We start from the raw sequence: 22,742 nt of genomic DNA, 5'->3' as shown, positions 1-22,742 counted from the left end.
TCAAAAAACCCGGCCTCGGCCGGGTTTTTCTTTGGCTGTGTTTTTGAATTCAGGCCGCCTGTGGCAACGGTCCGACATAGACCGAACGCGGCCGGATCAGCCGGCCTTCCAGCGCCTGTTCGCGGGCATGGGCAATCCAGCCGACCATGCGGCCGATCGCAAACACGCCGGTAAAGGCTTCTCTCGAAAAGCCGAGTGCATCGAGAAGCAGGGCCGTATAAAATTCCACATTGACGTCGAGCGGTCGGTCGGGCTTGCGTTCCTTCAGGATCGCGAGCGCTGCCGCCTCCACGGCCTGCGCGAGATCGAGCCGCTCCGCATTCACCTGTCCGGCTGCGACCAGCGGCTTGAGCGCGCCCTTGAGGGCATCGGCGCGCGGATCACGGACACGATAGACGCGATGGCCGAAACCCATCAGTCTTTCACGCCGGTCGAGCGCTGCGCCGATCCAGGTCTTGGCATTGTCCGGCGTGCCGATGGCGTCGAGCATGTCGAGCACAGGTCCCGGCGCGCCGCCATGCAGAGGCCCCTTGAGGGCGCTAACAGCGGCAAGCGCCGACGAGGTGAGGCCGGCACCCGTGGACGCAACCACGCGTGCGGTGAAGGTCGAGGCGTTCAGGCCGTGGTCGGAGATCGTCACCAGATAGGCATCGAGCGCCGCTACCTGCTGCTGGCTCGGCACGTTGCCGGTCAGCATGGCCAGAATGTCGGCCGACTGGCTGAGCGATGCATTTGGCGCGATGGGTGCCTCGTGTTTCTGCAGCCTGAGCAGAGCGGGCAGGAAGACCGCAGGAGCGGCGATCAGGTGGAGCGCGGTATCGAGGTCATCGCCATCCGGCAGGCGGGCGATTAGGGCGCGCATCGCCTCCACAGGCGGCAGGGCGGCGAGGTCCGGATCGATCGCAGCGAAATGCGCAAAGACAGTTATCCGCGCATGGCCCAGTCGTATCCGAAGCTCAGCGGAATCGATACGTTGCGGGAAAAACCCGTCGAGGAGGAGGGCGGCGACATCCTCATAGGTCTCGGTCGCCACGAGATGGTCGAGCGACAGGCCGCGAATGATCAGCCGCCCGCCTTCGCCATCCACATCGGAAAGTTTTGTCTCGGCGGCGACGACGTCTTCAAGTCCGTTTTTCATGGGTGTTTCTCCTTTACCGGCGAAAGGATCGAACCTAGATAGATTGACGTCAATCTTGATAAATACGATCAATATGCAAACGCTCTGGATCACCGCCGAAGAGGCGCTCGCCCTGCTCGGCACCAAGCCGCAGACCCTCTACGCCAATGTCAGCCGTGGCCGCATCCGGGCGAAACCGGACCCGGCGGATCCGCGCCGCAGCCTCTATCAGCTCGTCGATGTGAAACGGATGGCCGAACGCCATTCCGGCCGCCGGCAGGCAAAGGAAGTGGCGGCCGAGGCGATCCGTTGGGGCGATCCCGTTCTGCCGACAGGGATTTCGGCTATCACCAACCAGAGACTTTTCTATCGCGGCCAGGATGTCGTCGTGTTGGCTGAGCAGCATACCCTTGAACAGGTTGCCGGTATTCTCTGGAATATCGATGACGGCGGTATCAAAATACCCGCTGGCGGCGAGAATGGCGGTCCGCGCGTCGCGGCTGCGCTTGTCGCGCTCGCTTCCCGTGTCATGACGGATCTTCCGGCACTGGGACGCCACCCGGCAGCACTTCGCAGCGAGGCTGCTGACGTGCTAGCGACGGTTGCATCAGCCCTCGTGCCATCATCACAGGTATTGCCCCTGCACGAGCGGCTTGCGCACGGCTGGCAGAGGCCGGAGGCAGCGGAACCGATCCGAAAGGCGCTGGTGCTGGCCGCCGAACACGAGCTCAACGTCTCGGCCTTCGCAGCGCGCGTCACGGCCTCGTCCGGAGCAGCACTCTCGGCGGCAACCCTGTCCGGTCTCGCAACGCTGACCGGACCGCGACATGGCGGCGCCTGGATGAGCGTCACGGCATTGGTGGAGAAGGCAGCAACTATCGGCGCACGGGAGGCGATCCGCAGCACCTTGTCGTCGCTTGGCCTTGTGCGTGCCTTCGGCCATGGCCACCGGCTCTATCCGGATGGTGATCCGCGTGCGAAAGCCATCATGGAAAGCTTTGAAGCGCCAGCGATTTACGCCGAGCTTGCAAAGGTCGGCGAAGATCTGCTTGGCGAACCGATCAATATCGATTTCGCGCTGGCCGCGCTCGCAGACAGTTTTCGACTGCCGGATGATGCACCGCTGGTGATCTTTGCGCTGGCAAGAACGGTCGGCTGGCTTGCCCATGCGATGGAACAGGTGGAGAGCGGCCAGATGATCCGGCCGCGCGCCCGCTATGACGGCATTGTCGCTTAGCGATCAGCGAAGCTTCTTATAGGCGGCAAGCGCCCGGTCGCGGGCAAAGCCATGGTCTATGATCGGCTTCGGATAGGTCTTGCCGAGTTCGATCCCGGCCTTTTCCAGAACATGCGCCGGCGCCTCGAAGGGGCGGTGGATATATTTGCGCTCCAGCCTTGCCAGCTCCGGCACGTATTCGCGGACATAATCGCCATCGGGATCGAATTTTTCGCCCTGCAGCAGCGGATTGAAGATGCGGAAGAAGGGCGAGGCATCCGCTCCTGAGCCGGCAACCCATTGCCAGTTGGCCGGGTTGCTCGCCGGATCCGCATCGACCAGCGTGTCGCGAAACCATTTTTCGCCGTGACGCCAGTCGATCATCAAATCCTTGATCAGGAAGGATGCGGTGATCATCCGCACGCGATTGTGCATGAAGCCGGATTTCCAGAGCTGCCGCATGCCGGCATCGACGATCGGATAACCGGTCATGCCCTTCGTCCAGGCCAGAAATTCCTTTTCGTCGAACTCCCATTCGAACGGATCGAACTTGTCGTCCCAATTGTCCTCGGAGAGTTTTGGGAATTCGATCAGCAGGCTGTAGCAAAAATCCCGCCAGGCGAGTTCGCGTCGAAAATGCCCGACATCCTCGGCAGCTTTCTGTGGCTGGCCTCTCGTGGCATGCCAGATGCGGGCAGGGGAGATCTCACCGAAGGCGAGGTGCGGCGAGAGCGAAGAAGTGGCATCGGTCGCCGGAAAATCGCGGCCGCGCTTGTAGTCGTGCAGCTCGCGGTCGATGATGTCCGAAAGTTTTTCCTGCGCACCGGCCTCGCCGGGTGTCCACGTCTTTGCGAAATCGATCGCCCAGTTCGGTTTCGTCGGCAGCAGGTTCCAGCCATCAAGGCTTTCGGACCGCGGAAAATGCTCCGGCGCCGGAATGCTTTCGGGTGCGTCGATGGGCTCTGCCGGTTCGCCGAGTTTCTGCATGGCGTTCCAGAAAGGCGTGAAAACCTTGAAGGGATTGCCGGAGCCGGTACGGATCGATTTCGGATCGTGCAGCAGCTGGCCATGGAAGGCGCGGATGGCAATGCCGTTTTCTTTCAGGGCGATGGCAATGTCGCGGTCGATCAGCGTCCGCTCATAGGCGCGGTTGACGAAGACGGTTTTGGCACCGGTCTTTTCCGCCAGCTCGACCAGAACGTCTTCGGCCTTGCCCGTGACGAGCACAAGGTCACCTCCCAGTGACTTGAGGTCGGCCTTCAGGCCGGCAAGAGCATGATGCAGCCACCAGAGCTGGGCACCGCCGAGCGGGCCGACATCCGGCATGTCCGGTTCGCGGATATAGACAGGAATGACCGGGCCGCCGGCATCGATCGCGGCATGCAGGGCCGCATTGTCATCGAGGCGGAGATCCTTGCGGAACCAGAGGAGAACGGGAGAGGCGGGCTTGGTGTCGTCTGAATTGTTCTTGGTCTTATGCGGGGGCACGCTCTTCTCCGTTTATTCCCCCTTGGGGGCATTTGAGCCCCATCTCCGCCGCGAGTGGATCACGGCCAGGGGCGGATCAGCAATATAGGGCACGCGGCCCCTTCCTCCAGTTCCGGCGCATGCGGCGCGCGAACAATCAGGCCGTCGGCATGAGAAAAGATCTTCATCATCGACGAATCCTGTTTGCCGAAGGCATCGGCGACGATCTTGCCATCGGCATCCCGCGACAGCGTTGCGCGCAGATAGTCCTGGCGCTGGTCGTTGGCGCCAAGTCTGCGGGCGGTGACACCCTTGATCTCGCGATCTTTCTCCGGAAGATGCGCCAGCTTGCGCAGCAGCGGCTCGAGGAAAAGCATGCCGGTGACCATGCTGGCAACCGGGTTTCCGGGCAGGCCGAGAACCTGCATATTCCCGAGACGGCCGACCATCAGCGGCTTGCCGGGCCGCATGGCGATGCGCCAGAAATCGAGTTCCATGCCGACCGATTTCAAGGCGCCCTGGACGAGATCGTGATCACCGACCGAGGCGCCACCTAGCGTGACGAGAACATCGGCGCCGGCAAGCCTGGCGGTCGTGATCGCTGCCTTGATCTTTTCCGGATCGTCGCGGACGATGCCGAGATCGAGAAGCTCGGCACCGTTTTCCCGAACCAGCGCGGCCACGCCGAACGTGCTCGAGGCGATGATCTGCGCAAGACCCGGTTCGGCACCCGGCGGCACAAGCTCGTCACCGGTCGCCAGCACGGCAACCACCGGCTTGCGATAGACGGTGAGCAAAGCATGGTTCATCGCAGCGGCGACAGTCAGATGCGAAAAATCGATCAGCGTGCCGGATTTGAGGACGGTCTCGCCCTCGGCAAAATCCTGACCACGCGGCCGAACATGCCGTCCCTTGACGACTTCGAACTTCGTCCGGATGCGATTGCCATCCAGCTTTTCGGCGTCTTCCTGGATAAGGATCGAATCCGCGCCTTGCGGTACCGGGGCACCGGTAAAGATCCGGATGGCCTGGCCGGCTTCCAGTTTTCCGTCGAAGGCATGACCAGCGGCGGCGCTGCCCACGACGGTCAGTTCCGATCCGATCGCGGGCGCATCGGCGGCGGCAAGCGCGTAACCGTCCATGGCAGACGCATCGAAGGGCGGCTGGGTCATTTTCGCATGCAGGTCGAGCCCGAGGACACGGCCGGCGGCCTGCGCCAGCGGCACTTTTTCGACCTGCCGGATCGGTGCTGCGTGGCCGAGCAGGCTCGCCTTCGCGTCGGACACGGGAAGCAGCGACATTTTTGCGTCTCCTTAAGGTTCCGCCCGATAGGTGCCGGATTTGCCGCCGGTCTTTTCGACGAGCCGGACGCCGCCGATCTCCATGCCCTTGTCGGCCGCCTTCGCCATGTCGTAGATCGTCAGGCAGGCAACCGAGACGGCGGTCAGTGCTTCCATCTCAACACCGGTCTTGCCGGTCAGTTTTGCCGTGGCGTTGACGCGCAGGCCGGGAAGTGTTTCGTCTTCAGTAATCTCGACCGAAACCTTGGTCAGCATCAGCGGGTGACAGAGCGGGATGAGGTCGCTGGTCTTCTTGGCGGCCATGATGCCTGCAAGCCGCGCGGTACCCAAAACGTCACCCTTGACGGCATTGCCGTCGCGGATGAGGCCAAGCGTCTCCGGCTTCATGCGGACGAAACCTTCGGCGGTCGCGGAGCGGGCGGTTTCCGCCTTGTCGCCGACATCGACCATATGGGCTTCGCCGGCGGCGTCAATATGGGTGAGGCCTGCCATTACTCGGCAGCCAGCGTCGCTGCATTGCCGGTCAGAAGCGTGCGTGTGGCGGCTGCCACATCCTGCTGGCGCATCAGGCTCTCGCCGACCAGGAACGTGTTGATACCGACCTTGGCGAGGCGCTCGCAATCGGCATGGGTGAAGATGCCGCTTTCGCCGACCAGCAGCCGGTCATCCGATACCATCGATGCAAGCCTTTCGCTGACGGCGAGATCGAGTTCGAAGGTTCGCAGATTGCGGTTGTTGACGCCGACCAGCGGCGAAGAGAGTTTTAGCGCCCGCTCCATTTCCGCTTCATCATGCACTTCGAGAAGCGCATCCATGCCGAGTTCGGCAGCGCTTTCCCAGAGTGCCAGCGCCTCGTCGTCGGAAAGGGCGGCCATGATGATCAGGATGCAGTCGGCACCCCAGGCGCGCGCCTCATGGACCTGATAGGTCTCGAACATGAAATCCTTGCGCAAAGCCGGCAGCGCGCAGGCCGCCTTGGCGGCGACCAAAAATTCCGGCGCGCCCTGGAAGCTCGGCTGATCGGTCAGCACGGACAGGCAGGTGGCGCCGCCTGCCTCGTAAGCGGCGGCAAGTGCCGGCGGATCGAAATCCGGGCGGATCAGGCCTTTTGACGGGCTCGCCTTCTTGATCTCGGCAATCAGGCCGAAACCGCCGGATTTCTGTTTTGCATCAAGAGCGCGATAAAAACCGCGCGGCGCGGCCTGGTCAGCGATACGGGCCTTCAGCTCGGCAAGAGGCACAGCCGACTTGGCGGCTTCGATTTCCTGGCGCTTGTACGCCTCGATCTTCTTCAGGATATCCGCCATAACCTTACTCCTTGTCGTTCGAGACCGCGATCAGGCGATCGAGCGCCGCCGCCGCATCGCCGCTATCGAGCGAATGGGACGCACGCTTCATGCCGTCGGCGATCGTTTCCGCCTTGCCGGAAATCACCAGAGCGGCTGCCGCATTGCAGAGAGATATGTCGCGATAGGCGTTTTTTGCACCCCCAAGCACCGCACGAAGGGCTGCAGCATTGGTGATGCCATCGCCGCCCTTGAGGTCATCGAGCTTTGCAACGGATACGCCGAAATCGGCCGGCGTCAGTTCGAAGGAGCGGATCTTGCCGTCTTCGAGCGCCGTGACATGGGTCACGCCCGTCGTGGTGATCTCGTCGAGGCCTTCGCCATGCACGACCCAGACCGTTTCCGAGCCAAGATCGCGCAACACTTCCGCCAGAGGACCGAGCCATTTTGGCGCGAAAACGCCGAGCAGCTGGCGCTTGGCGCCTGCCGGGTTGGACAGCGGGCCGAGGAGGTTGAAGATCGTGCGCGTACCAAGCTCGACCCGGCTCGGACCGACATGGCGCATGGCTGCATGGTGCATGGAGGCAAACATGAAGCCGATACCGGCCTCACTGATGCAGCGGGCGATCTTTGCTGGACCGATTTCCAGATCGACGCCGAGCGCCGAGAGCGCATCGGCTGTTCCGGATTTCGAGCTCTGGGCGCGGTTGCCGTGCTTGGCGACGGAGACACCGGCGCCGGCAACGATCAGCGAGGCGAGGGTGGAGATGTTGTAGGTCCCGACCCCGTCGCCGCCCGTGCCGACGATATCGACGGCATCGGCAGGCGCTTCGACGCGCAGCATCTTGGAGCGCATGGTGGCGACGGCGCCGGTGATTTCGGCCACCGTCTCGCCGCGCACCCTAAGGGCCATCAGGAAGCCGCCGATCTGCGAAGGCGTGGCTTCGCCGGACATCAGGATCTCGAAGGCCTCGCGGGCTTCCGCGAAGCTCAAGGCGTCACCGGCAGCGACCTTGGCAATCAGTGGCTTCAATTCGGGCATCTCAGCCTCACATCTGCTCTGCGCTGGACTGGGTCACGGCGTTGCGGTTGATCGATACGCCATAGCTCTGCTTCAGGCTGTTGACCATCTGGTCGAGCATGTCGTCGCCGGCGGCATCAGCCATGCGCTGCAGCTGCTGGTCGCCGGCAAGCGCGTCGGAGGTTGCCTGCTCGACGGCCGTCACCTTCATCAGCAGCCGGCTTTCGCCATCAGCGCCGAGCGCCGTTGCAGTCAGGTTGACAGGGCCTGCAAAGGCAGCCGAAATCGCCTCGTTGCCGAAGATCGCGTCTTCGCCATTGCGACGCAGGCCGTTCTTCGTTTCGACGGCGAGACCGAGTTCGGTGCCAAGCGCTGCAAGCGTCTCGCCCTTGTCGAGCTGTGCCTTCAGTTCGGTGGCCTTGGCGTTGAGAGCAGCACGCTGCTGTTCCGCAGTCCAGTCGGCAACGACCTTGTCATGCACTTCCAGCATCGTGCGGTCATGTTCGGGCGTGACGTTCTTGACGTCGAACCAGACATAACCGTCATTGCCGATCGGCAGCGCCAGGGCGTCAGCACCCGGTTCGGTCTTGAAAACCTCGGAAAGAAGCTGTCCGGAGACAGGCAGGTCGGCAACACGCTTTTCCTGCTGGTCGATACCGGAGGCGTCGGCGGTGACCGTCACGACCTTGAGGTTCAGCTGCTTGGCGGCGTCCTCGAGCGAGGTACCACCAGAACGCAGATCCTCGAAATGGTCGTGGGCGCTATTCAGTTCCTGCGAGGCGGAAGCGACGGCCATGTTCTGGCGCAGATCGTTCTTGACCTCGTCGAAGGAACGGACCGTTTCCGGGCGGACATTGGAAACGCGCAGGATGACCGGACCGAACGTGCCCTGGACGACCGGCGTCACGCCACCATTGGCGCCGAGCTTGAAGGCTGCTTCGCCAAGGGCGGCATCCGGTACGGCATCCTTGGTGAACTCGCCAAGCTTGATATCGGCAGGCTTCTTGCCCTGATCGGTCGCGACCTGATCGAACGTGGTCGTGCCGGCACGCAGCTGTGCGGAGGCAGCGTCGGCCATTTCCTTGTTCGGGAAGGTCAGCTGCTCGATCGTGCGGGTTTCGCTCGTTTTGTAGCTGTCCTTGCGCTTTTCGTATTCGGCGCGCACCTGATCGTCGGTGATCGAGCCGGCATCAGCGATATCGGTCGGCTGCAGCTTCACATAGGCAAAGGTGCGGTATTCCGGTGCACGGTAACGGCTCTTTGCCGTCTCGAACCATTTTGCGAGCACGTCTTCAGCCGGAGCCTTGACGGGATCGATATTGGCATTCGACAGAAGCAGGTATTCGACCGTGCGGCTTTCGTCGCGATACTGCTTCAGCGCATCGATCAGAACCTGCGGCGGCTTGAAGCCGTCGGAGACCGATTCCACCACCTGGCTGCGGACGGCTACCTTGCTGCGCTCACTGATGTAATCGTCTTCACGCAGGCCGGCATTGCGCAGGCGCGAGCTGAACAGGTTGCGGTCGAACCGGCCGCTCGTGTCCTTGAAGGCCGGATCGTCGGCAATCAGCTTGGCGAGCTTGTCCTGGGACAGGCCGAGATTCATGTCGTCCGACAGCTGATCAAGGGCTGCACCAGCTGCAAGCTGGGCAAAAACCTCGTTCTCGACACCGAAGGCACGTGCCTGGTCAGGCGTCAGCGGTGCGCCGAACTGGCGGCCGAGATTGGCGACCTGGCGCTGGTAGGCAAGACGGAATTCCTCGGCGGAAATTTCCTGATTTCCGACAGTCATGACGGTCGTCGAGCCTGGGGTTATCAGCGATTGCGACACGCCCCATATCGCAAAGGATGCGACCAGCAGGAGCAGCAGGGCTTTCGCCACCCAGGAACGGGCCGCGTTTCTAAGGAAATCCATCATCGATCTACGTACCTACGAACAATCCATGGCGCCGACGCGGCGCTTTGAGCGATGTCTCTAAAACAATCCGCGCCGGAAATGAAGGGATCGCGGCGGAAAAGCAACACGCCGTTTATAAGGCCGGAAACCCGGCATTCGGCATCAATGCTTGCAGCCTCAAAATCATCCCTTCGTGAAGATGAAGAAGGCGCCGACAGCGATGAAGCCGAAACCGACCAGCTGTTTCCAGTGAAACGCTTCGCCGAGATAAAACACCGAGAAGATCACGAACACCGAAAGCGTGATGATCTCCTGGATGGTCTTCAGCTGCGCGGCGTTGAAATAGCCGTAGCCCATCCGGTTGGCCGGAACCTGGGCACAGTATTCGAAAAGCGCGATACCCCAGCTGACGAGGATGACGATATAAAGCGGCTTGTTCTCGAACTTGAGATGGCCGTACCAGGCGAATGTCATGAAGATGTTGGAGAGAATAAGCAGGCCGATCGTCATAAGCGGCGTCGCGAAAGCACCCATAGAGGCAGATCCATTCTGGCGTTGATGCAGCGGGGATCTGAGCGGTAACGGATCAGCTCGCGATGAGCAACAGGACATAGGCGATGACGGTGGCGACAAGGCCCCGGAACGCGAAGCCGACGAACTTGTATTTCTGCCGGGCAATCAGCGACAGCACATCTGCATTGTCGAGATACTGGTTGAAGAGATAACCGACATCGCTCTTGCGGGCCGCCTGTTCGAAAATCGGCCGGTGCATCGGCCATGTGCCCCAGAACAGGGATGTGGACTTGTCGGCACGGCGCGGCAGAACGACGAGAATGGCGCAGAGGATGGAAAAGACCGAGGTGATCGCAAGAGCAGCGGAGAACAGCGCCGCGAAAAAGGATCCATCCGTATAGCGCGCGAAGCTGAATACGCCTTTTCCTTCCGCGGAAGAAACGAGGAAAGCCAGCATGAAGGTGAAGATGTAGGCGGCTTTCTGGTCGGAGATCTTGATCTGGTCGTAGTAGATATCATTCACCTTGCGGATGTGATTGATGTACTCCTCGGTGATCTCTCCGGTTGCCATTTCCATTTCAAGCAACTCGGTCGGGGCACTGTCAAAATCGCTCACGTGGTGATCTCTCCGTTTTATTCTCTGTTACTCTGTTAATGCAGGCTTGTTGGAAAGCAAACGTTCCAAGATGCTAATGCTTGACACTTACGGCGTTTATGAACAGTTGTGATTTCCATGGTGGGGAAATTTCGACGGACCTGGATCGCAGCCGCGATGCTGCCCGGATTTGCTTGTGGCTACTCGCTTCAGGCAATGGCGGAGCCGTTGGCGCGCACCCAGCCGGCGGCAGGCGCGGTGATCGCGCGAAAAGCCGGGGAAGAAGTTCGCTTCATCGATGTTTCCGACTGGCGTTTCGTCGATCTCAAGCAGGATCTTGTTGCGGGAGACATCCTGCGCACCAATGAGACGGGCCAGCTTGCCGTTCTGTTTTCCGACCGCACGCAGGTGAGGCTCGGCCGTAATTCGACACTCGTCGTCAAGCAGATTACCGAAGGCACCAGCAGCGACACGGTCCTGCAATTGCAGACCGGGACGATCTGGGCGCGCGCCGAACGTGGCGGCACCGGCGTCAAGGTCGAGACGGCAGCTGCGGCGGCTGCCATCCGCGGCACCGACTGGACGATGACGGTCAATGGCGCCAACACCTCGCTCACCGTGCTCGAAGGCAAGGTGCAGCTCAGCAATCCGCAAGGATCCGTCGATGTGGCGCAGGGCGAGGGCGCCGTCGCCTCGATCGGCCAGGCGCCACGCAAGGTGGTAATCGTCGATTCTGACGATCGTGAGCAGATGCTCTATTACATGCCGGCCCGCGGCGCGTTCAACTTCATGCCGGCCTCGACGCTCCCTGTCGCAGACATGCGGCGCGAGGCCGATCGTGTTGCGAGACTTCCGGAAACCAGTCGCAGCGCCGATGATATTTTGACGCTCGCCGAGACCCAGCTCTCGCTCGATGGACGGGAGGCTGCGCAGGCGACGATCAGGTCGCTTTCCGCAAGACGGCTTTCGGGAGCGCAACAGGCGCGTGTCGACCTGATGCTGGCGATCTTCGCCGCTGCGGAAGGTCGTTATGACGAAGCGGACAGGCTGTTTTCCAAGGCGTCTGCGCATCTTGATGCCAAGCGGGGCAACGTTGCCGTCTATGGACGTTATTACGCCCGTTCACTCGGCAACCCGAAGCGGGTGGAACCTGCGCCGACCAACGTCAGCGGCCCCTACGGCGCGCTGCTGAAAGCCTATACGGCAGGGTTTCTCAAGGATATTTCGGCAGCGATCGCCGTCATCAAAGAGGCTGAAAAACAATATCCGAACGACCCGACACTGCCTGCCTACCGGTCGCAATACGCGATCCTGCTGAATGACCGCGAACAGGTCGAAGAGGCGCTGGGTCGCGCGCTTTCACTGGATCCGAATGAGCCGACCGCGCTTGAAGCGCGCGCAAATTACCGCTCCGATTTCAAGGGCGACCTCACCGGCGCGCTGGCAGACCTGATGGCGGCAACGAAGGTTGCGCCGGGTTCGACGACGCTCTGGAATGCGATCGGCAATGTCCAGGCCGAGCGCGGCGATGATCAGGCTGCCGAAAAGGCGTTTCGAAAATCCATTGCGCTCGATCCGAATGATCCTGTTGCCTATTCCAACCTCGCCAACCTCTACCTCAATCAATACCGGGTGAAGGAAGCGAGAGCGCTGATCGACCAGGCGCTGAAGATCGATCCGAGTTTTGATCTCGGCCTTGTCGATCGCGGTCGTTATCACCTGCAGACCGGCGAGGTCGGCAAGGGCATAGACGACATGCTCGCCGGAACGGTCGCGAACCCTGCCTATTCCCAAGGCCAGACCCTTCTTGCGATCGCGCATTACGAGAATGGCGACAAGGTGGCCGGTGGCCAGGCGCTCGACAATGCTGATCGGCTCGACAACAACGATCCGGCAATTTCCTCCTTCCGCACCGCGCTGGCCATCGACGAATACGATGCGGAAGGCGCCATGCGGAATGCCCGCGAATATCTGAAACGCTCGCGAGCAAAGGGCGGGGATTACGCCTCTCTCGGCGCCAGCCAGGATGCCGGTTCTACATTGAACAGCGCCTTCCGGCTGCAGGGACTGGATGCCTGGGGTCAGTATTACGGCGACGTCGTGTTCGATCCGTTTTCGGGCGCCGGTTATATCGACCAGACATTGCGCGGCAGCGTCAATCCGCTTGCCAACTCGTATGATTATGGCGGGGACATCATCAACAACACCGCCAACAGCTCGACCTTCTCGTCGCTTATCCAGGGATTGATGCTCGAGCCGCACATGATCGCCGGCCGGTCGCGTTCTGCCAACCTTGCGCAGAGGCCGTTTCTCGAAGGCTCGATCGGCGGCGGCTTCACGGCCACACAGAAGGATACCGGCTGGATCGGTTCGGTCGAATTGCAGTCCTTTTCCAACGAACCTTTTCCGGTCAGCACCTATCTCAATTTCGACTGGAGCAGGATCAAGGACACGACCCGCGAGGTTGATGACGGTGTGAACACTTACGGCCTGCCGAACGAAATCGAGGCCTTGAGCGGTACCGGTTATCTGACGGCCTCGCTGACGCCGGACGATCGGCTGGTGGCCTACTTTTCACGTTTCGATAACCGCAACAGTCTCGACTTTCTCTATGCGCCACCGACGCTGACCTATCCCTACACGGTCGACACGACCTTTACGACAGCCGGACTGGGGCTCAGCCACACAATCGGTTACCACAACATCGTCAATGCCGCGCTGTTCTATACGGCGACGGATTCGGATGTCGACGACAGCTTTACTTTCGTCAATCCGCTTGTGGTTCCCTATCCGGTCTTCAATGGCAATTACGTCAAGCAGCGCAACTATATCGCCGCTGTCAGCCATTCCTACGGCGTGGATGACCTGACGCTGCGTTACGGTGCCGAAGGCGGCCTTATCGACATAAAGAACCGGACGTTGGTCTATGCGCTCGGTGTCCCGCTTTCGGAGGCGTCTTCCAGCGCCCAAATTGGCTACGGCCGCCTGTATGGCGATGTTCTCTACGAGATCAGCGATACGCTGAAGGCAGAGGCTGCCGTTCACGGGGTTCTGCTGCAGGGCGGCGCGGCCGATGTACGCCGCATCGAGCCACGCATCGGCCTTGCCTGGGCGCCGGCCGAAGGGCACTGGCTGCGAGCCGGTTACATGCGCCAGGGCATCGACCTCGGCACGCCGACCCTGTCGCCGATCGGCATTGTCGGAATGCAGCCGAATGCCTTTGGCAGCGGCATCAACGGCTATGTCGACACGTTTGCGACCCGTTGGGACGCCGAATGGAATACCTGGCTTTTCACTGCCGTCGATTATCAGCACCAGATCATCCGCGACCTGTCGATTGCCGACGTGCAGACGCAGGATGAATACGATTACGCCAAGGCGACTATAGATCGCGTCTCCGGCACGGCCAATATCGCACTCGGCCATGGTTTCGGATTGGCGACAACCTATGCCTATGCCGACACGCGCCACGACAGGCAGGGCCTGACGGATGCGGGCGATCCGGTCGGCTCCGAACTGCCCTTCATCGCCCGGCATTCCGGCCAGGTGGCAGTGACATGGGTGAACGAGGCCAATGTGAAGGCGACGCTTGCCGCCAACTATATCGGCACTCGCCAGGGTGACGATACGGCAGAACGGATCGGTGCCGTCTGGACGCTCGATGCGCACCTCACCTGGGAGCCGTTCGACAAGCGCTTCGAGCTGGAAGCCGCGGCCTATAACCTGACCGACGAGGATTTTCAGGTCGCGTCCGGCGCCAATGGCTGGGGCAGGATATTCACCGGCACGCTCAAAGTGCGTTTCTGATGCAGAGTTCTATGACAGGCATTCGTTCCGTTTCCGGAAAGCTTGCACGCCGCAGCGTGCAGGTCTCCATTCTCGCCATGGTCGTCTTCGTTGCGATGACCTTGATCGCCCGGCTTCCGCTCTGGCCGCTGATCGATAACCGCGCTTTCGATTATCTCTCCACCCTGTCGCCGCCGCCACTGCCGAAGGATGGGCCGATCATCGTTGCGATCGACGAGCCGTCGCTTGCGGAAATCAAGGCACAATGGCCCTGGCCGCGCAGCCTGCATGCCAAACTGATCGAATCACTCAGGGCCGCAGGCGCAAAAGCGATCGGGCTCGACATCATCTTTTCCGAACCATCAACGCAGGCCGAAGACACGGCGCTTGCCGCAGCACTCGGACCCGATGTCGTGCTTGCCGGCGACGAGACCCTGGTGACCTCGCCACAGGCCGACCAGTTCGTCCAGGTCATGCCGCTGCAGATCTTTACCGATCGCGGCGCCATGCCCGGCATTGCCTCGGTCGGCCTTGGTCGCGACGGTGTGTTGCGAAACGTGCCGCCTTACGACGACGGATTTGCCGCCACGATCGCAACGACGGCGGGCATCGCCGTGCAGATGCCGGAGGAGGGCAGCCTCATCCAGACTTTTGGCGGAGCGCGAACCTACCAGACGGTATCTTATTACCAGGCTCTCGATCCTCAACAATTCCTGCCACAGGACTTCTTCAAGGATCGCATCGTCATCATCGGCCTCAGCCTGCAGAATGCGCCATCGATTGCCGGCGGCGGGGCTGATGCCTATGCGACCTCCTACACGGTCCATACCGGCAGGCTGACCGCCGGTGCCGAGATCCAGGCAACGATTCTCGACAACCTGCGGCTCGAAATGTCGATCCGGCCGGCGGATGGCCTGGTGCGCCAGGTCGTCCTTGTGGTGACGGTTCTGCTTGGCGCGGCACTTGTCTGGCGCAAAACCGGCTGGATCACTTTTCTCGGTGTCGCTGCGGCTGTACTCGTGCTTTTTGCAGCGAGCTTTGCGGCATTGCGTCTCGACAATCTGTTTGCCTCGCCGATTGCCCCGTCACTCGCCTTCGTTCTTGTCGCCGGGGTGCAAACGGCCTTTGATTACGCCCAGGAACGCCGCAGCCGGCGGCAGATCACGCGGGCGTTTTCGCAATATCTCGCCCCGGCCCTGGTGGAGCAGTTGGCCAAGGATCCGGCCAGGCTGAAACTCGGCGGCGAAAAACGCGTTCTCTCCATCCTGTTCTGTGATGTGCGAGGGTTTACGACGATTGCCGAACAGCTGAAGGACGATCCGCAACAGCTGACCGGCCTGATCAACCGGCTGCTGACGCCGCTTTCCGATATCGTTCTGTCCCATGGCGGAACGATCGACAAATATATCGGTGACTGCCTGATGGCCTTCTGGAACGCACCGATCGACGACCCGGATCATGCGGTCCATGCCGTTTCCGCAGCATTGGCCATGCTCGAATCAATGCAAGGGCTGAACGAGGAGCTGGAGGCGGAGGCTGCAGCCGAAGGCCGGCCGCATTATCCGCTCAAGATCGGTATCGGCATCAATACCGGGGAATGCGTCGTCGGCAATATGGGTTCGACCCAGCGCTTGGACTATTCGGCGCTCGGCGATGCCGTCAATCTGGCGGCAAGGCTCGAAGGCACCTCGAAAAATTACGGTATCTCGCTGCTTCTGGGGGAGGGCACGGCCTCAGCCATCGGCTCCGATTTCGGTGTGTTCGAACTCGACAGGATCACCGTAAAAGGCCGCACCCAGCAATCGCCGGTCTTTACCGCCACACGCGCCTCGTCAGCAAACCTTGCGCAGGCGCATGCAGAATTCCTGAGAGCACGTTATGCAGGCGATGTCACCGCCCAGAGGCAGCTTGCGCCAAGCCTGCAGCAGGGAAATCCCGACCTGTCTGCCTATTACGGACAGGCATTTATCGACAATTAGGAGTGGCTGCTGCTGGTTGGCGGAGAGTGATCAATGAAGCGTACCCGGGGCGCCGTCTTCTTCCATGATGCGCAGCGCTTCGTAGAGCGCCTCGACGAGAATATCCGTCAGCTTGTCGCCGTCATTCTCCTGGAGGAAAAGACCGATGGCCTGCTCGGAAGGCTGGCTTGCATGTTCAATTTCGTTCGACATTCATGTCCCCTTAAGTGCCGTGATTGATTCCGACAAAAGCAGGTTATGAACCGGTGCTTGCGCGGAACTGGCGTTCGGGAAGGCTGCAGATACAGCCAGCTGCGGCGACGATCCCATCCATCAGGCGCGAATGAAAAGCGCGCCGACGAGAAGGCCGATCACCGTGCATTGCATGAGATACATGGGCCATTCCGAAGACATACGCTTTCTCCCTGATTGAACACGGGTCAATGTTCGGCACGCCTTTGCGTTCCTTTGTCCGTCTCGTTTTGGCACAATGAACCAAATCCCGGCTTTCTGATGATTCCGGTTCGATTTCCAAGGGCCAGAACGCATGCCGGCCTGTTGACGTGCCGGTTCCTGCGGCTATAAAGCCTCGACATAAGGAAGAGTGTCCGAGTGGTTTAAGGAACCGGTCTTGAAAACCGGCGTGCGGGAGACCGTACCGTGGGTTCGAATCCCACCTCTTCCGCCATGTTTTTCGCAAATTTCTCAATAAAATCAGATAGTTACAACGAATGTAAGCTGCGTACTGCTACATCGTTGCTACATCTTTGCGCGAAAAAGATCACAGCTTTAAGCCAGATCAATCTTAAATTTAAATCCCACAATTCTCTGAATGATTATAATAACAATAGATATTTCAGATGCTTACTGCGATATCTATTGACGAATAGCAGCATATACAGCTATATATCTCCCTGTGCATTTCTGTTTATCCGAAGTGCAATTTATCCAGATAAATCAATCAATATCTTTTTATAGCTGGCCGGTCCCAAGGATGGCCTGTGAATGGATTTTAAAATGAGACTTAAGCGATGCCACTCCCAACCTATATTATCGAACGTAAGCAGATTTATTATTTCCGCATCGCCGTTCCGAAATCGCAAATTCCAAAGTTCGGAAAACGCCAAATCTGGCAGTCGCTAAGAACCACGGATAAGAAAACGGCGGTTAAAAACGCTGCGCCGCTAATTTCAAAATACGCGGCTATTTTCGCGGATCAGCCCGCTTTCGATCAGGATTTAGCTAAGCAGGTTTTGGCGATTAGCCACGCCTACGGCTTCACTTACCGACAAGACTCCGAGATCGCGAAAGCGACGAACGAAGAAGCTGTTCTTCAGATAGGACCGGCCTTGAGGGCTCTAGAGAAGAACCTTCAGCCGAGCGAAGTCGAGGTTGATGCATTCGGCGGCGCTGTCAAACCTGCTGCCCTGACGATGATGGACGCTCTTCAGCGCTACAAGCTCTACTGCGAAGACAAGTTCATGGAATATTCGGACGAGCGTGAACGCGACAAACGATGGAGGCCATTCCAGCAAGCCGCCAAAGCTTTCACGGAAGTCCTAAAGGATGTCGATATTTTCAGCCTGAAACCTATCGATTGCATCAAATTCCGCACCGCTCTTATCGCTCAGGTCAAGGAAGGCAAGTTGAAGCCCGAAACCGCGCAAAAGAAGATCATGTGGTTGAGGCTCATCCACACAAAAATCTTGGAAATTGAGAGGCCGGAACTTCTGCCATCACCTTGGGATCGCCTGAGCAGGATCAACGGGAACGCCGGCGAGAAAGGTAAGCGTCCCTCGTTTAGCGAGGAAGAGATCACAAAGGTACGAACGATGCTTTTGGACAGCGATGCCAGCAAGCAGGTAATCGCTTTGAACCTCATCTCGATGAATACGGGTGCGACGTGCAAGGAACTAACGCACCTGCATAAGGACGACATCTTTTTGGATGCACCAATCCCCTACATCTCTATCAGGCCGAACGCCAATCGATCCCGCGTGAAGAAAAATGGATCGCGTATTCGAGACATCCCATTGGTCGGGCATGCTTTGACGGAAATGAAGAAATTTCCGAATGGTTTTAGTGAGTTCTGCAAAAACAACGGAAGCGAGGAATTATCGAGAATTTCGAATGAGTTGATTAAGGGGGCAGCTAAGGACCGAACATTCTATAGCTATCGACACACCATTGCTGACAGGCTCCGCAGATCGGGATGCCAAGACACCCTCAAAAATTCGATTATGGGGCATGCTTCAAAAGGTATGGAGATGCACTATGGCGAGGGCTACACGCTGGAAAACAAGCTTGAAGCTCTGAAAAAAGCTTTGCCGGAAGGATCATAAGCGACCGGCGAAGGACGTTATCACCAACTAGAGACATATGACTCAGGCGAACAACTTACATCATGAAAACGGTCATATTCCGCAAATTAGGAATATGAAATGCAAGGTTTTACGTACGACGAAATCATCAGCGACATCGAGAAGAGGGACAAATTTTTTGAACTCTATGACAGGCTGATTGGGCTGCTCAAAGCAAATGGACGCGGAAAGTCCGCTTTGATCCATGCGAAAAAAAGAAAAGAAATCTGGGAGGAAATTACTCTTCTGGATTGATCAACAGGGGCGGCTTGCGTGCGGCCCCTTTTCATTTTCATCGTCCTCGGCTGCGAGGATGACCATCAACAGTGCAACTATGCCAGCGGCCCCAATGGCTAATGCAGCGAGCGGGCTGAACAACCAAAGCAGGCCTAGTGATATGAGGCAGTTGCCGATTAAAAAGTTAGCCAAATAAATCTCCTTCTATTACCAGTATTTATTTCTCGGACATTTTCCATCGTAAATTCGAAAACTACTAAATAAGAATGGGAGTTAAAAATAAACATAAACAGAAGGAAAGGTAATTTTTATGGCAATTGATATCAACACTATTACAGACGCGGAACTGAAGACGTTCTCTCACCCAGATAATCCTGAGCGCAGGTCGCTTTATATTGCCTTCCACAATATGAGGCAGCGTTGTCGCAACCCGAACCATCCTGCCTTCCACCATTACGGCGGGAGGCGGAATTGAGTGCAAAATCAAAACCCTTCGCGAGTTTCTAATCGCGGTTGGTCCGAAGCCGTCGCCTGAATTAACGCTCGACCGAATTGACGTTGATGGCCATTACGAGGCCGGAAATCTCAGGTGGGTTCCGTGGAGCCTTCAGCTCTCAAACCGACGCCCGTATAAACACAAAGGCAAGTACAAGCGTAATCGCAAAAGGAAGGCTATTTAGATTTAACTTGCCACCGCTGTAGGGTTGCCGCGCAAGGGTAGTGTCGGAGACTGCCCACAACTCGTGTTAGCCGCGTCCATTTTTTACCTCAATTCATTTTATAAGGAGGGGCGCGGCTGACCTGTGCGGGGGAGGGTTGTGTAGCGATGCGACCCTCCCTCTCTACGACAGAGCCGACCAGAACGCGACTAGGTAGGCTAGAATTACCGCAGCGGCGATGATCATCACGAAGGTTGCAAGAAAATCCTTCATCGCCGCAATCTATCATGACCATTAGTCAAATTAAATGTACGCGCAGCAATGATGGTTAATAACCGGAACGGCTCATTCGGCTTTGATTTACGAACGAACCGCTCCTTGCCCGCGCAAGCCATGGGGCGCGTTCTGCATATCTCGTTTTAAAGCGGATGGAAAACTTTAAAGCGAAGGGAGAGCCGGTTTCCAGCTCAACTCTCCCCCCGCAACTGCCAAACACTTCTCCCAAAGAGATGGCGGACCCAGATATATGTCGTCCAAGCATCAGTGCAAGTGCAGCTCAGTGATTGCGGAAGAGCGAGATGATCGCCAGAGCATCCGCACTCGGAAAAGTATCGTCTCGCTTGCTCAAAACGATGCGCTCAGATGACCGAGTAAGCGCAAATTCATTTTCCAAAAACAAAAGCTGCACAAGCCGTTTGTCTTGTTGCCGTTGCGATGTCGATTTGGATGTCATGTGCGAGTCCATCTCAAAATAGCCAGATAAGCGCCTACACCCCAAAAACTGAAGTATTAGTCTCGCTGGTTTCGTCAAGATTGGTGCGCATGAAAAAAACCGCGCTTGTCGGCGCGGGTAAGTTTGCTTGCTTCCATGGGTTCAGGAGAGCTGAACCCAATGAGAAGATGCAAGATTCTGGGCGGTCTGACAATGACAAAGCCCGCACTAGTGGAAGCGCGGGCTAAGTTATGCTCATAGGAAGAAATCGTCGGCATACATCTTGTGCTTGCCGTCCAGAACGATCTCGAAATCGGCTTTTTTATCGCCGTTCAAATCGCCGTAGATGTGCGTATCGCCGTCCTTCTCATATTTGTAGTTCAATTCGCCCTTTTTGCCGTCAAAGCCTTTTATGCCGAGCCATTTGAACGGTTGATCACCGAAGTAGTCTGAGCGAGCATCGATAGCGCGAAGGTCGATCACATCGCGGGTACCGCCGTTCGGCTCATGATCCCAATCCATGATTAGATCATGAGCGCCAATGGCACTCTCTTTGACCGATTTGTAGAGGAAGGTGTCCGATCCTTCGCCGCCGTATAGTTTGTCTTGTCCGTTCCCGCCGTAAATTACATCGTCGCCCTGATAGCCGAAAACCTTGTCGTTTCCAGCGCCAGCGATGATTTTGTCCTTTGCGCCAGTGCCTGCGATGGTTTCGGACTTTCCGGTGCCACGGATTTCTTCGATGACGTCGGTCAGAGCGAGGGAGCTTGAAGCTGTCGCGGTCGTTCCATTCGAGAGGGTTGCAGTCACAGTGAAGTTCACCGACTGGTACTCAGGATGGTCCCAATATTTTTCGTAATCCAAGTCGGCCTTGAGAAGAACCTTCGTGCCGACAACTTCAAACAAATCGCCTGCGTAATCCTCCCACCCAGTGATGCCACCGTAATCGACGTGCTGGAATGACTCGATGGTGATCGAACTAATGGATACTCCAATGTCCGCGACAGAAATTACGGCAACTTCTTTGCCAATGTTCGCGTCTTCACGAATGGATTCTATAAGATTTGTGACCACGATATTAGACATAGGCGCTCTCCCTAAAGCATATGATGCCCAAATCTGCACCTTCCGGCTGTATTAATCAACTTTCTTGATCGTCTTTTAACGCAAGGAGATTTTTGACCTCGTAAAGAAGCTATGGTAGCCAAGAAAAAGCCCGCACTAATGAAAGCGCGGGCTAAGTCTGGTCAACCAACCGGGGGAACCGGTTCCTTAGCATACGATACAATCTCCGTGTTGCAAGCCGCGTCTTAAGCGCGTTCGGCTTTCAGAGCGGCTAGCTCAGCTTTGACCATTTCCAGTTCGGCAACGACTTCCTTAAGCGTTGCGACCGTGGCGACCGAGATTGCTTTCTCGTCAATATAAAGTAGTTCGTCAGGATCATCGGGGTTAATCGGCTGAACGGCGATTGGAAGAGCCTCGCGGACTTCCTGCGAGATCCAGCCAAGTTCGACCTTGTCGATACCGATACGCTTGTACCAACGAGGGCGCAGCGCCATGAGCTGATCGCGGCCAATATCGGTGGCATCCACAATGTCATATTTCGTGCGACGATCTGATAGGTTTTCGTAGGTACCACCAGAACGAATCTGAGCCGCGTTGCTTCCGTTAGAGTTCTGAAAGCGCACGATAGGATCACCACCACCGCGAATTACAGTGTACTGACCATTGCCGGCGAAGAAGAAACGGATGTAGCCTTCGTTGTCGGTGAGGTTGGTGTTTGTCAAGCGCTGCATAAAGTAGGCATTGCTGAGACCGCCAAGGGTATTTGCGTTACCAGCACCATTGGCGTAATTCACCGAGAAGTTGGACGGATTGTAGACGTACATATTGCCTGCGTCGTTACCGCCCCACAGCCATGTTGGTTGACCGCCTTGACCGGCCCAATTGAAGTTCGTGTAACCAGAGCCATTAAGCAGCAATCTGTTAGCATTGGTTGCGGTTGTAGCTGTTGCGGCATTGCCACCAGCATTACCCGTAATGTTGATCGAATAAGTGCCACCGCTGTTCGTGACGACTGTGGTTCCATTGTGCTGGAGAGAACCGGCTTGGAAATTTACGAGATCATTCGTTTTATTGTAGTACCATGGTGACTTGTTGCCAGCGGGGTAATACAGACCAGCCTGACTGGAATTACCATAGAGATAGCCGCCGAAGTCACCGAAAGAAATCTGACGTTCGGCACCCGCCGCCAAAGCAATGTTACCGGTCGCGCTAATGCCGCCCGTGGAGATCAGTCCCGCACCAGTCACGCTACCCGTGGAAGAAATTGCCGTCGATGAGGTCAGGCCCGCTGTGTTGATCGAACCCGCAATAGTCATATTATTGGCTGAGACTGTAACGGTGTTCGCGGCCCCTACCTGAAGAACAGCATTGTTGCCGGAAACGCTTAATCTAGCGGTCGTAGGAGCTGCCGTGTTTGCCGTATTGGTAAGCAGAAGTGACGGAGCTGCATCGGTGACGGCGAGAACACCCGTAAATTTCGGGTTGTGTTTCTCGTTGGATATCAGGCGGAAATTGGTGCCGTCATAGACGATTTCGAGAACGTCGCCAGTCT

Annotated in this window: 18 protein-coding genes and 1 tRNA gene; 6 read left to right on the top strand and 13 right to left on the bottom strand. The window is 58.0% G+C overall.

Features of this window, described 5'->3' with window-relative positions; translation table 11 throughout:
* Positions 1-49 precede the first annotated feature (49 nt).
* Positions 50-1,138, bottom strand: coding sequence for a citrate synthase/methylcitrate synthase (locus tag FHW37_RS30305; protein ID WP_145643290.1), 1,089 nt, complete (start codon positions 1,136-1,138; stop codon positions 50-52).
* A 73-nt stretch (positions 1,139-1,211) separates the two neighbouring features.
* On the opposite strand from FHW37_RS30305, the gene FHW37_RS30300 reads away from it, so the two are divergent.
* On the top strand, positions 1,212-2,354 hold the full coding sequence (locus FHW37_RS30300; protein ID WP_145643289.1) for a citrate synthase: 1,143 nt from the start codon (positions 1,212-1,214) through the stop codon (positions 2,352-2,354).
* Between the two features lie 3 nt (positions 2,355-2,357).
* Here the strand turns inward: FHW37_RS30300 and FHW37_RS30295 are convergent, their stop codons facing one another.
* From FHW37_RS30295 to FHW37_RS30260, 8 genes are all read right to left on the bottom strand, one after another.
* The gene (locus tag FHW37_RS30295; RefSeq protein WP_145643288.1) at positions 2,358-3,821 is read right to left on the bottom strand and encodes a cryptochrome/photolyase family protein; all 1,464 of its coding nucleotides are present in this window, start codon (positions 3,819-3,821) and stop codon (positions 2,358-2,360) included.
* Positions 3,822-3,880: 59 nt separating this feature from the next.
* Entirely contained in the window at positions 3,881-5,101 is a 1,221-nt protein-coding gene (locus FHW37_RS30290) for a molybdopterin molybdotransferase MoeA (RefSeq protein WP_145643287.1), read from the bottom strand.
* Positions 5,102-5,113: 12 nt separating this feature from the next.
* A complete protein-coding gene (gene moaC, locus FHW37_RS30285) occupies positions 5,114-5,593 on the bottom strand; it encodes a cyclic pyranopterin monophosphate synthase MoaC (RefSeq protein WP_145643286.1) in 480 nt (159 codons plus the stop codon).
* Positions 5,593-6,408 carry an indole-3-glycerol phosphate synthase TrpC gene (gene trpC / locus FHW37_RS30280; protein WP_145643285.1) on the bottom strand — a complete coding sequence of 272 codons (816 nt, stop codon included), beginning with the start codon at positions 6,406-6,408 and terminating at the stop codon, positions 5,593-5,595. The genes moaC and trpC overlap by 1 nt, the downstream gene beginning before the upstream one ends.
* Before the next feature lie 4 nt (positions 6,409-6,412).
* Positions 6,413-7,429, bottom strand: a complete 1,017-nt coding sequence (gene trpD, locus FHW37_RS30275; protein ID WP_145643284.1) for an anthranilate phosphoribosyltransferase — start codon at positions 7,427-7,429, stop codon at positions 6,413-6,415.
* Between the two features lie 7 nt (positions 7,430-7,436).
* Positions 7,437-9,326, bottom strand: a complete 1,890-nt coding sequence (locus FHW37_RS30270) for a peptidylprolyl isomerase (protein ID WP_145643283.1) — start codon at positions 9,324-9,326, stop codon at positions 7,437-7,439.
* Between the two features lie 162 nt (positions 9,327-9,488).
* Positions 9,489-9,839: a DMT family protein gene (locus FHW37_RS30265; RefSeq protein ID WP_145643282.1), complete on the bottom strand. Its 351-nt coding sequence runs from the start codon at positions 9,837-9,839 to the stop codon at positions 9,489-9,491.
* Between the two features lie 52 nt (positions 9,840-9,891).
* Positions 9,892-10,434 (bottom strand): Pycsar system effector family protein, encoded by a 543-nt coding sequence (locus FHW37_RS30260; RefSeq protein ID WP_145643281.1) that lies wholly within the window; start codon positions 10,432-10,434, stop codon positions 9,892-9,894.
* A 156-nt stretch (positions 10,435-10,590) separates the two neighbouring features.
* Between FHW37_RS30260 and FHW37_RS30255 the strand changes: the two genes are divergently transcribed.
* On the top strand, positions 10,591-14,220 hold the full coding sequence (locus tag FHW37_RS30255; protein WP_246691008.1) for a FecR domain-containing protein: 3,630 nt from the start codon (positions 10,591-10,593) through the stop codon (positions 14,218-14,220).
* A gap of 11 nt (positions 14,221-14,231) precedes the next feature.
* On the top strand, positions 14,232-16,178 hold the full coding sequence (locus tag FHW37_RS30250; RefSeq protein ID WP_145643279.1) for a CHASE2 domain-containing protein: 1,947 nt from the start codon (positions 14,232-14,234) through the stop codon (positions 16,176-16,178).
* A gap of 30 nt (positions 16,179-16,208) precedes the next feature.
* Here the strand turns inward: FHW37_RS30250 and FHW37_RS33810 are convergent, their stop codons facing one another.
* On the bottom strand, positions 16,209-16,370 hold the full coding sequence (locus tag FHW37_RS33810) for a hypothetical protein (protein WP_186458476.1): 162 nt from the start codon (positions 16,368-16,370) through the stop codon (positions 16,209-16,211).
* Between the two features lie 385 nt (positions 16,371-16,755).
* Between FHW37_RS33810 and FHW37_RS30245 the strand changes: the two genes are divergently transcribed.
* The 3 genes from FHW37_RS30245 (at position 16,756) to FHW37_RS33805 (ending at position 18,772) form a co-directional block, all read left to right on the top strand.
* Positions 16,756-16,845 (top strand) — tRNA-Ser (locus FHW37_RS30245).
* 343 nt (positions 16,846-17,188) lie between these two features.
* A complete protein-coding gene (locus tag FHW37_RS30240) occupies positions 17,189-18,499 on the top strand; it encodes a DUF6538 domain-containing protein (RefSeq protein ID WP_145643278.1) in 1,311 nt (436 codons plus the stop codon).
* Positions 18,500-18,598: 99 nt separating this feature from the next.
* Positions 18,599-18,772 carry a hypothetical protein gene (locus FHW37_RS33805; protein WP_186458475.1) on the top strand — a complete coding sequence of 58 codons (174 nt, stop codon included), beginning with the start codon at positions 18,599-18,601 and terminating at the stop codon, positions 18,770-18,772.
* A gap of 1,197 nt (positions 18,773-19,969) precedes the next feature.
* Here the strand turns inward: FHW37_RS33805 and FHW37_RS33800 are convergent.
* From FHW37_RS33800 to FHW37_RS30230, 3 genes are all read right to left on the bottom strand, one after another.
* On the bottom strand, positions 19,970-20,146 hold the full coding sequence (locus FHW37_RS33800; protein ID WP_186458474.1) for a hypothetical protein: 177 nt from the start codon (positions 20,144-20,146) through the stop codon (positions 19,970-19,972).
* A gap of 234 nt (positions 20,147-20,380) precedes the next feature.
* Positions 20,381-21,211: a calcium-binding protein gene (locus FHW37_RS30235; protein WP_145643277.1), complete on the bottom strand. Its 831-nt coding sequence runs from the start codon at positions 21,209-21,211 to the stop codon at positions 20,381-20,383.
* Between the two features lie 224 nt (positions 21,212-21,435).
* Positions 21,436-22,506, bottom strand: a complete 1,071-nt coding sequence (locus FHW37_RS30230) for a tail fiber domain-containing protein (RefSeq protein ID WP_145643276.1) — start codon at positions 22,504-22,506, stop codon at positions 21,436-21,438.
* Between the last annotated feature and the right edge of the window lie 236 nt (positions 22,507-22,742).

The sequence above is a fragment of the Neorhizobium alkalisoli genome (assembly GCF_007829835.1).
In the GTDB taxonomy this organism is placed as follows: domain Bacteria; phylum Pseudomonadota; class Alphaproteobacteria; order Rhizobiales; family Rhizobiaceae; genus Neorhizobium.
The sequence above is the reverse complement of the archived record's forward strand: the minus strand, read 5'-3'. Positions and strand labels throughout refer to the sequence as shown.

What these genes read in the sequence shown, in the direction of transcription:
- trpC (WP_145643285.1), bottom strand. Translation starts at nt 6,408, where the DNA reads ATGGCGGATATCCTGAAGAAGATCGAGGCGTACAAGCGCCAGGAAATC.
- FHW37_RS30290 (WP_145643287.1), bottom strand. Translation starts at nt 5,101, where the DNA reads ATGTCGCTGCTTCCCGTGTCCGACGCGAAGGCGAGCCTGCTCGGCCAC.
- FHW37_RS30255 (WP_246691008.1), top strand. Translation starts at nt 10,591, where the DNA reads ATGCTGCCCGGATTTGCTTGTGGCTACTCGCTTCAGGCAATGGCGGAG.
- FHW37_RS30235 (WP_145643277.1), bottom strand. Translation starts at nt 21,211, where the DNA reads ATGTCTAATATCGTGGTCACAAATCTTATAGAATCCATTCGTGAAGAC.
- FHW37_RS33800 (WP_186458474.1), bottom strand. Translation starts at nt 20,146, where the DNA reads ATGACATCCAAATCGACATCGCAACGGCAACAAGACAAACGGCTTGTG.
- FHW37_RS30270 (WP_145643283.1), bottom strand. Translation starts at nt 9,326, where the DNA reads ATGATGGATTTCCTTAGAAACGCGGCCCGTTCCTGGGTGGCGAAAGCC.
- FHW37_RS30300 (WP_145643289.1), top strand. Translation starts at nt 1,212, where the DNA reads ATGCAAACGCTCTGGATCACCGCCGAAGAGGCGCTCGCCCTGCTCGGC.
- FHW37_RS33805 (WP_186458475.1), top strand. Translation starts at nt 18,599, where the DNA reads ATGCAAGGTTTTACGTACGACGAAATCATCAGCGACATCGAGAAGAGG.
- FHW37_RS30250 (WP_145643279.1), top strand. Translation starts at nt 14,232, where the DNA reads ATGACAGGCATTCGTTCCGTTTCCGGAAAGCTTGCACGCCGCAGCGTG.
- trpD (WP_145643284.1), bottom strand. Translation starts at nt 7,429, where the DNA reads ATGCCCGAATTGAAGCCACTGATTGCCAAGGTCGCTGCCGGTGACGCC.
- FHW37_RS30265 (WP_145643282.1), bottom strand. Translation starts at nt 9,839, where the DNA reads ATGGGTGCTTTCGCGACGCCGCTTATGACGATCGGCCTGCTTATTCTC.
- moaC (WP_145643286.1), bottom strand. Translation starts at nt 5,593, where the DNA reads ATGGCAGGCCTCACCCATATTGACGCCGCCGGCGAAGCCCATATGGTC.
- FHW37_RS30305 (WP_145643290.1), bottom strand. Translation starts at nt 1,138, where the DNA reads ATGAAAAACGGACTTGAAGACGTCGTCGCCGCCGAGACAAAACTTTCC.
- FHW37_RS30230 (WP_145643276.1), bottom strand. Translation starts at nt 22,506, where the DNA reads ATGACTATTGCGGGTTCGATCAACACAGCGGGCCTGACCTCATCGACG.
- FHW37_RS30240 (WP_145643278.1), top strand. Translation starts at nt 17,189, where the DNA reads ATGCCACTCCCAACCTATATTATCGAACGTAAGCAGATTTATTATTTC.
- FHW37_RS33810 (WP_186458476.1), bottom strand. Translation starts at nt 16,370, where the DNA reads ATGTCGAACGAAATTGAACATGCAAGCCAGCCTTCCGAGCAGGCCATC.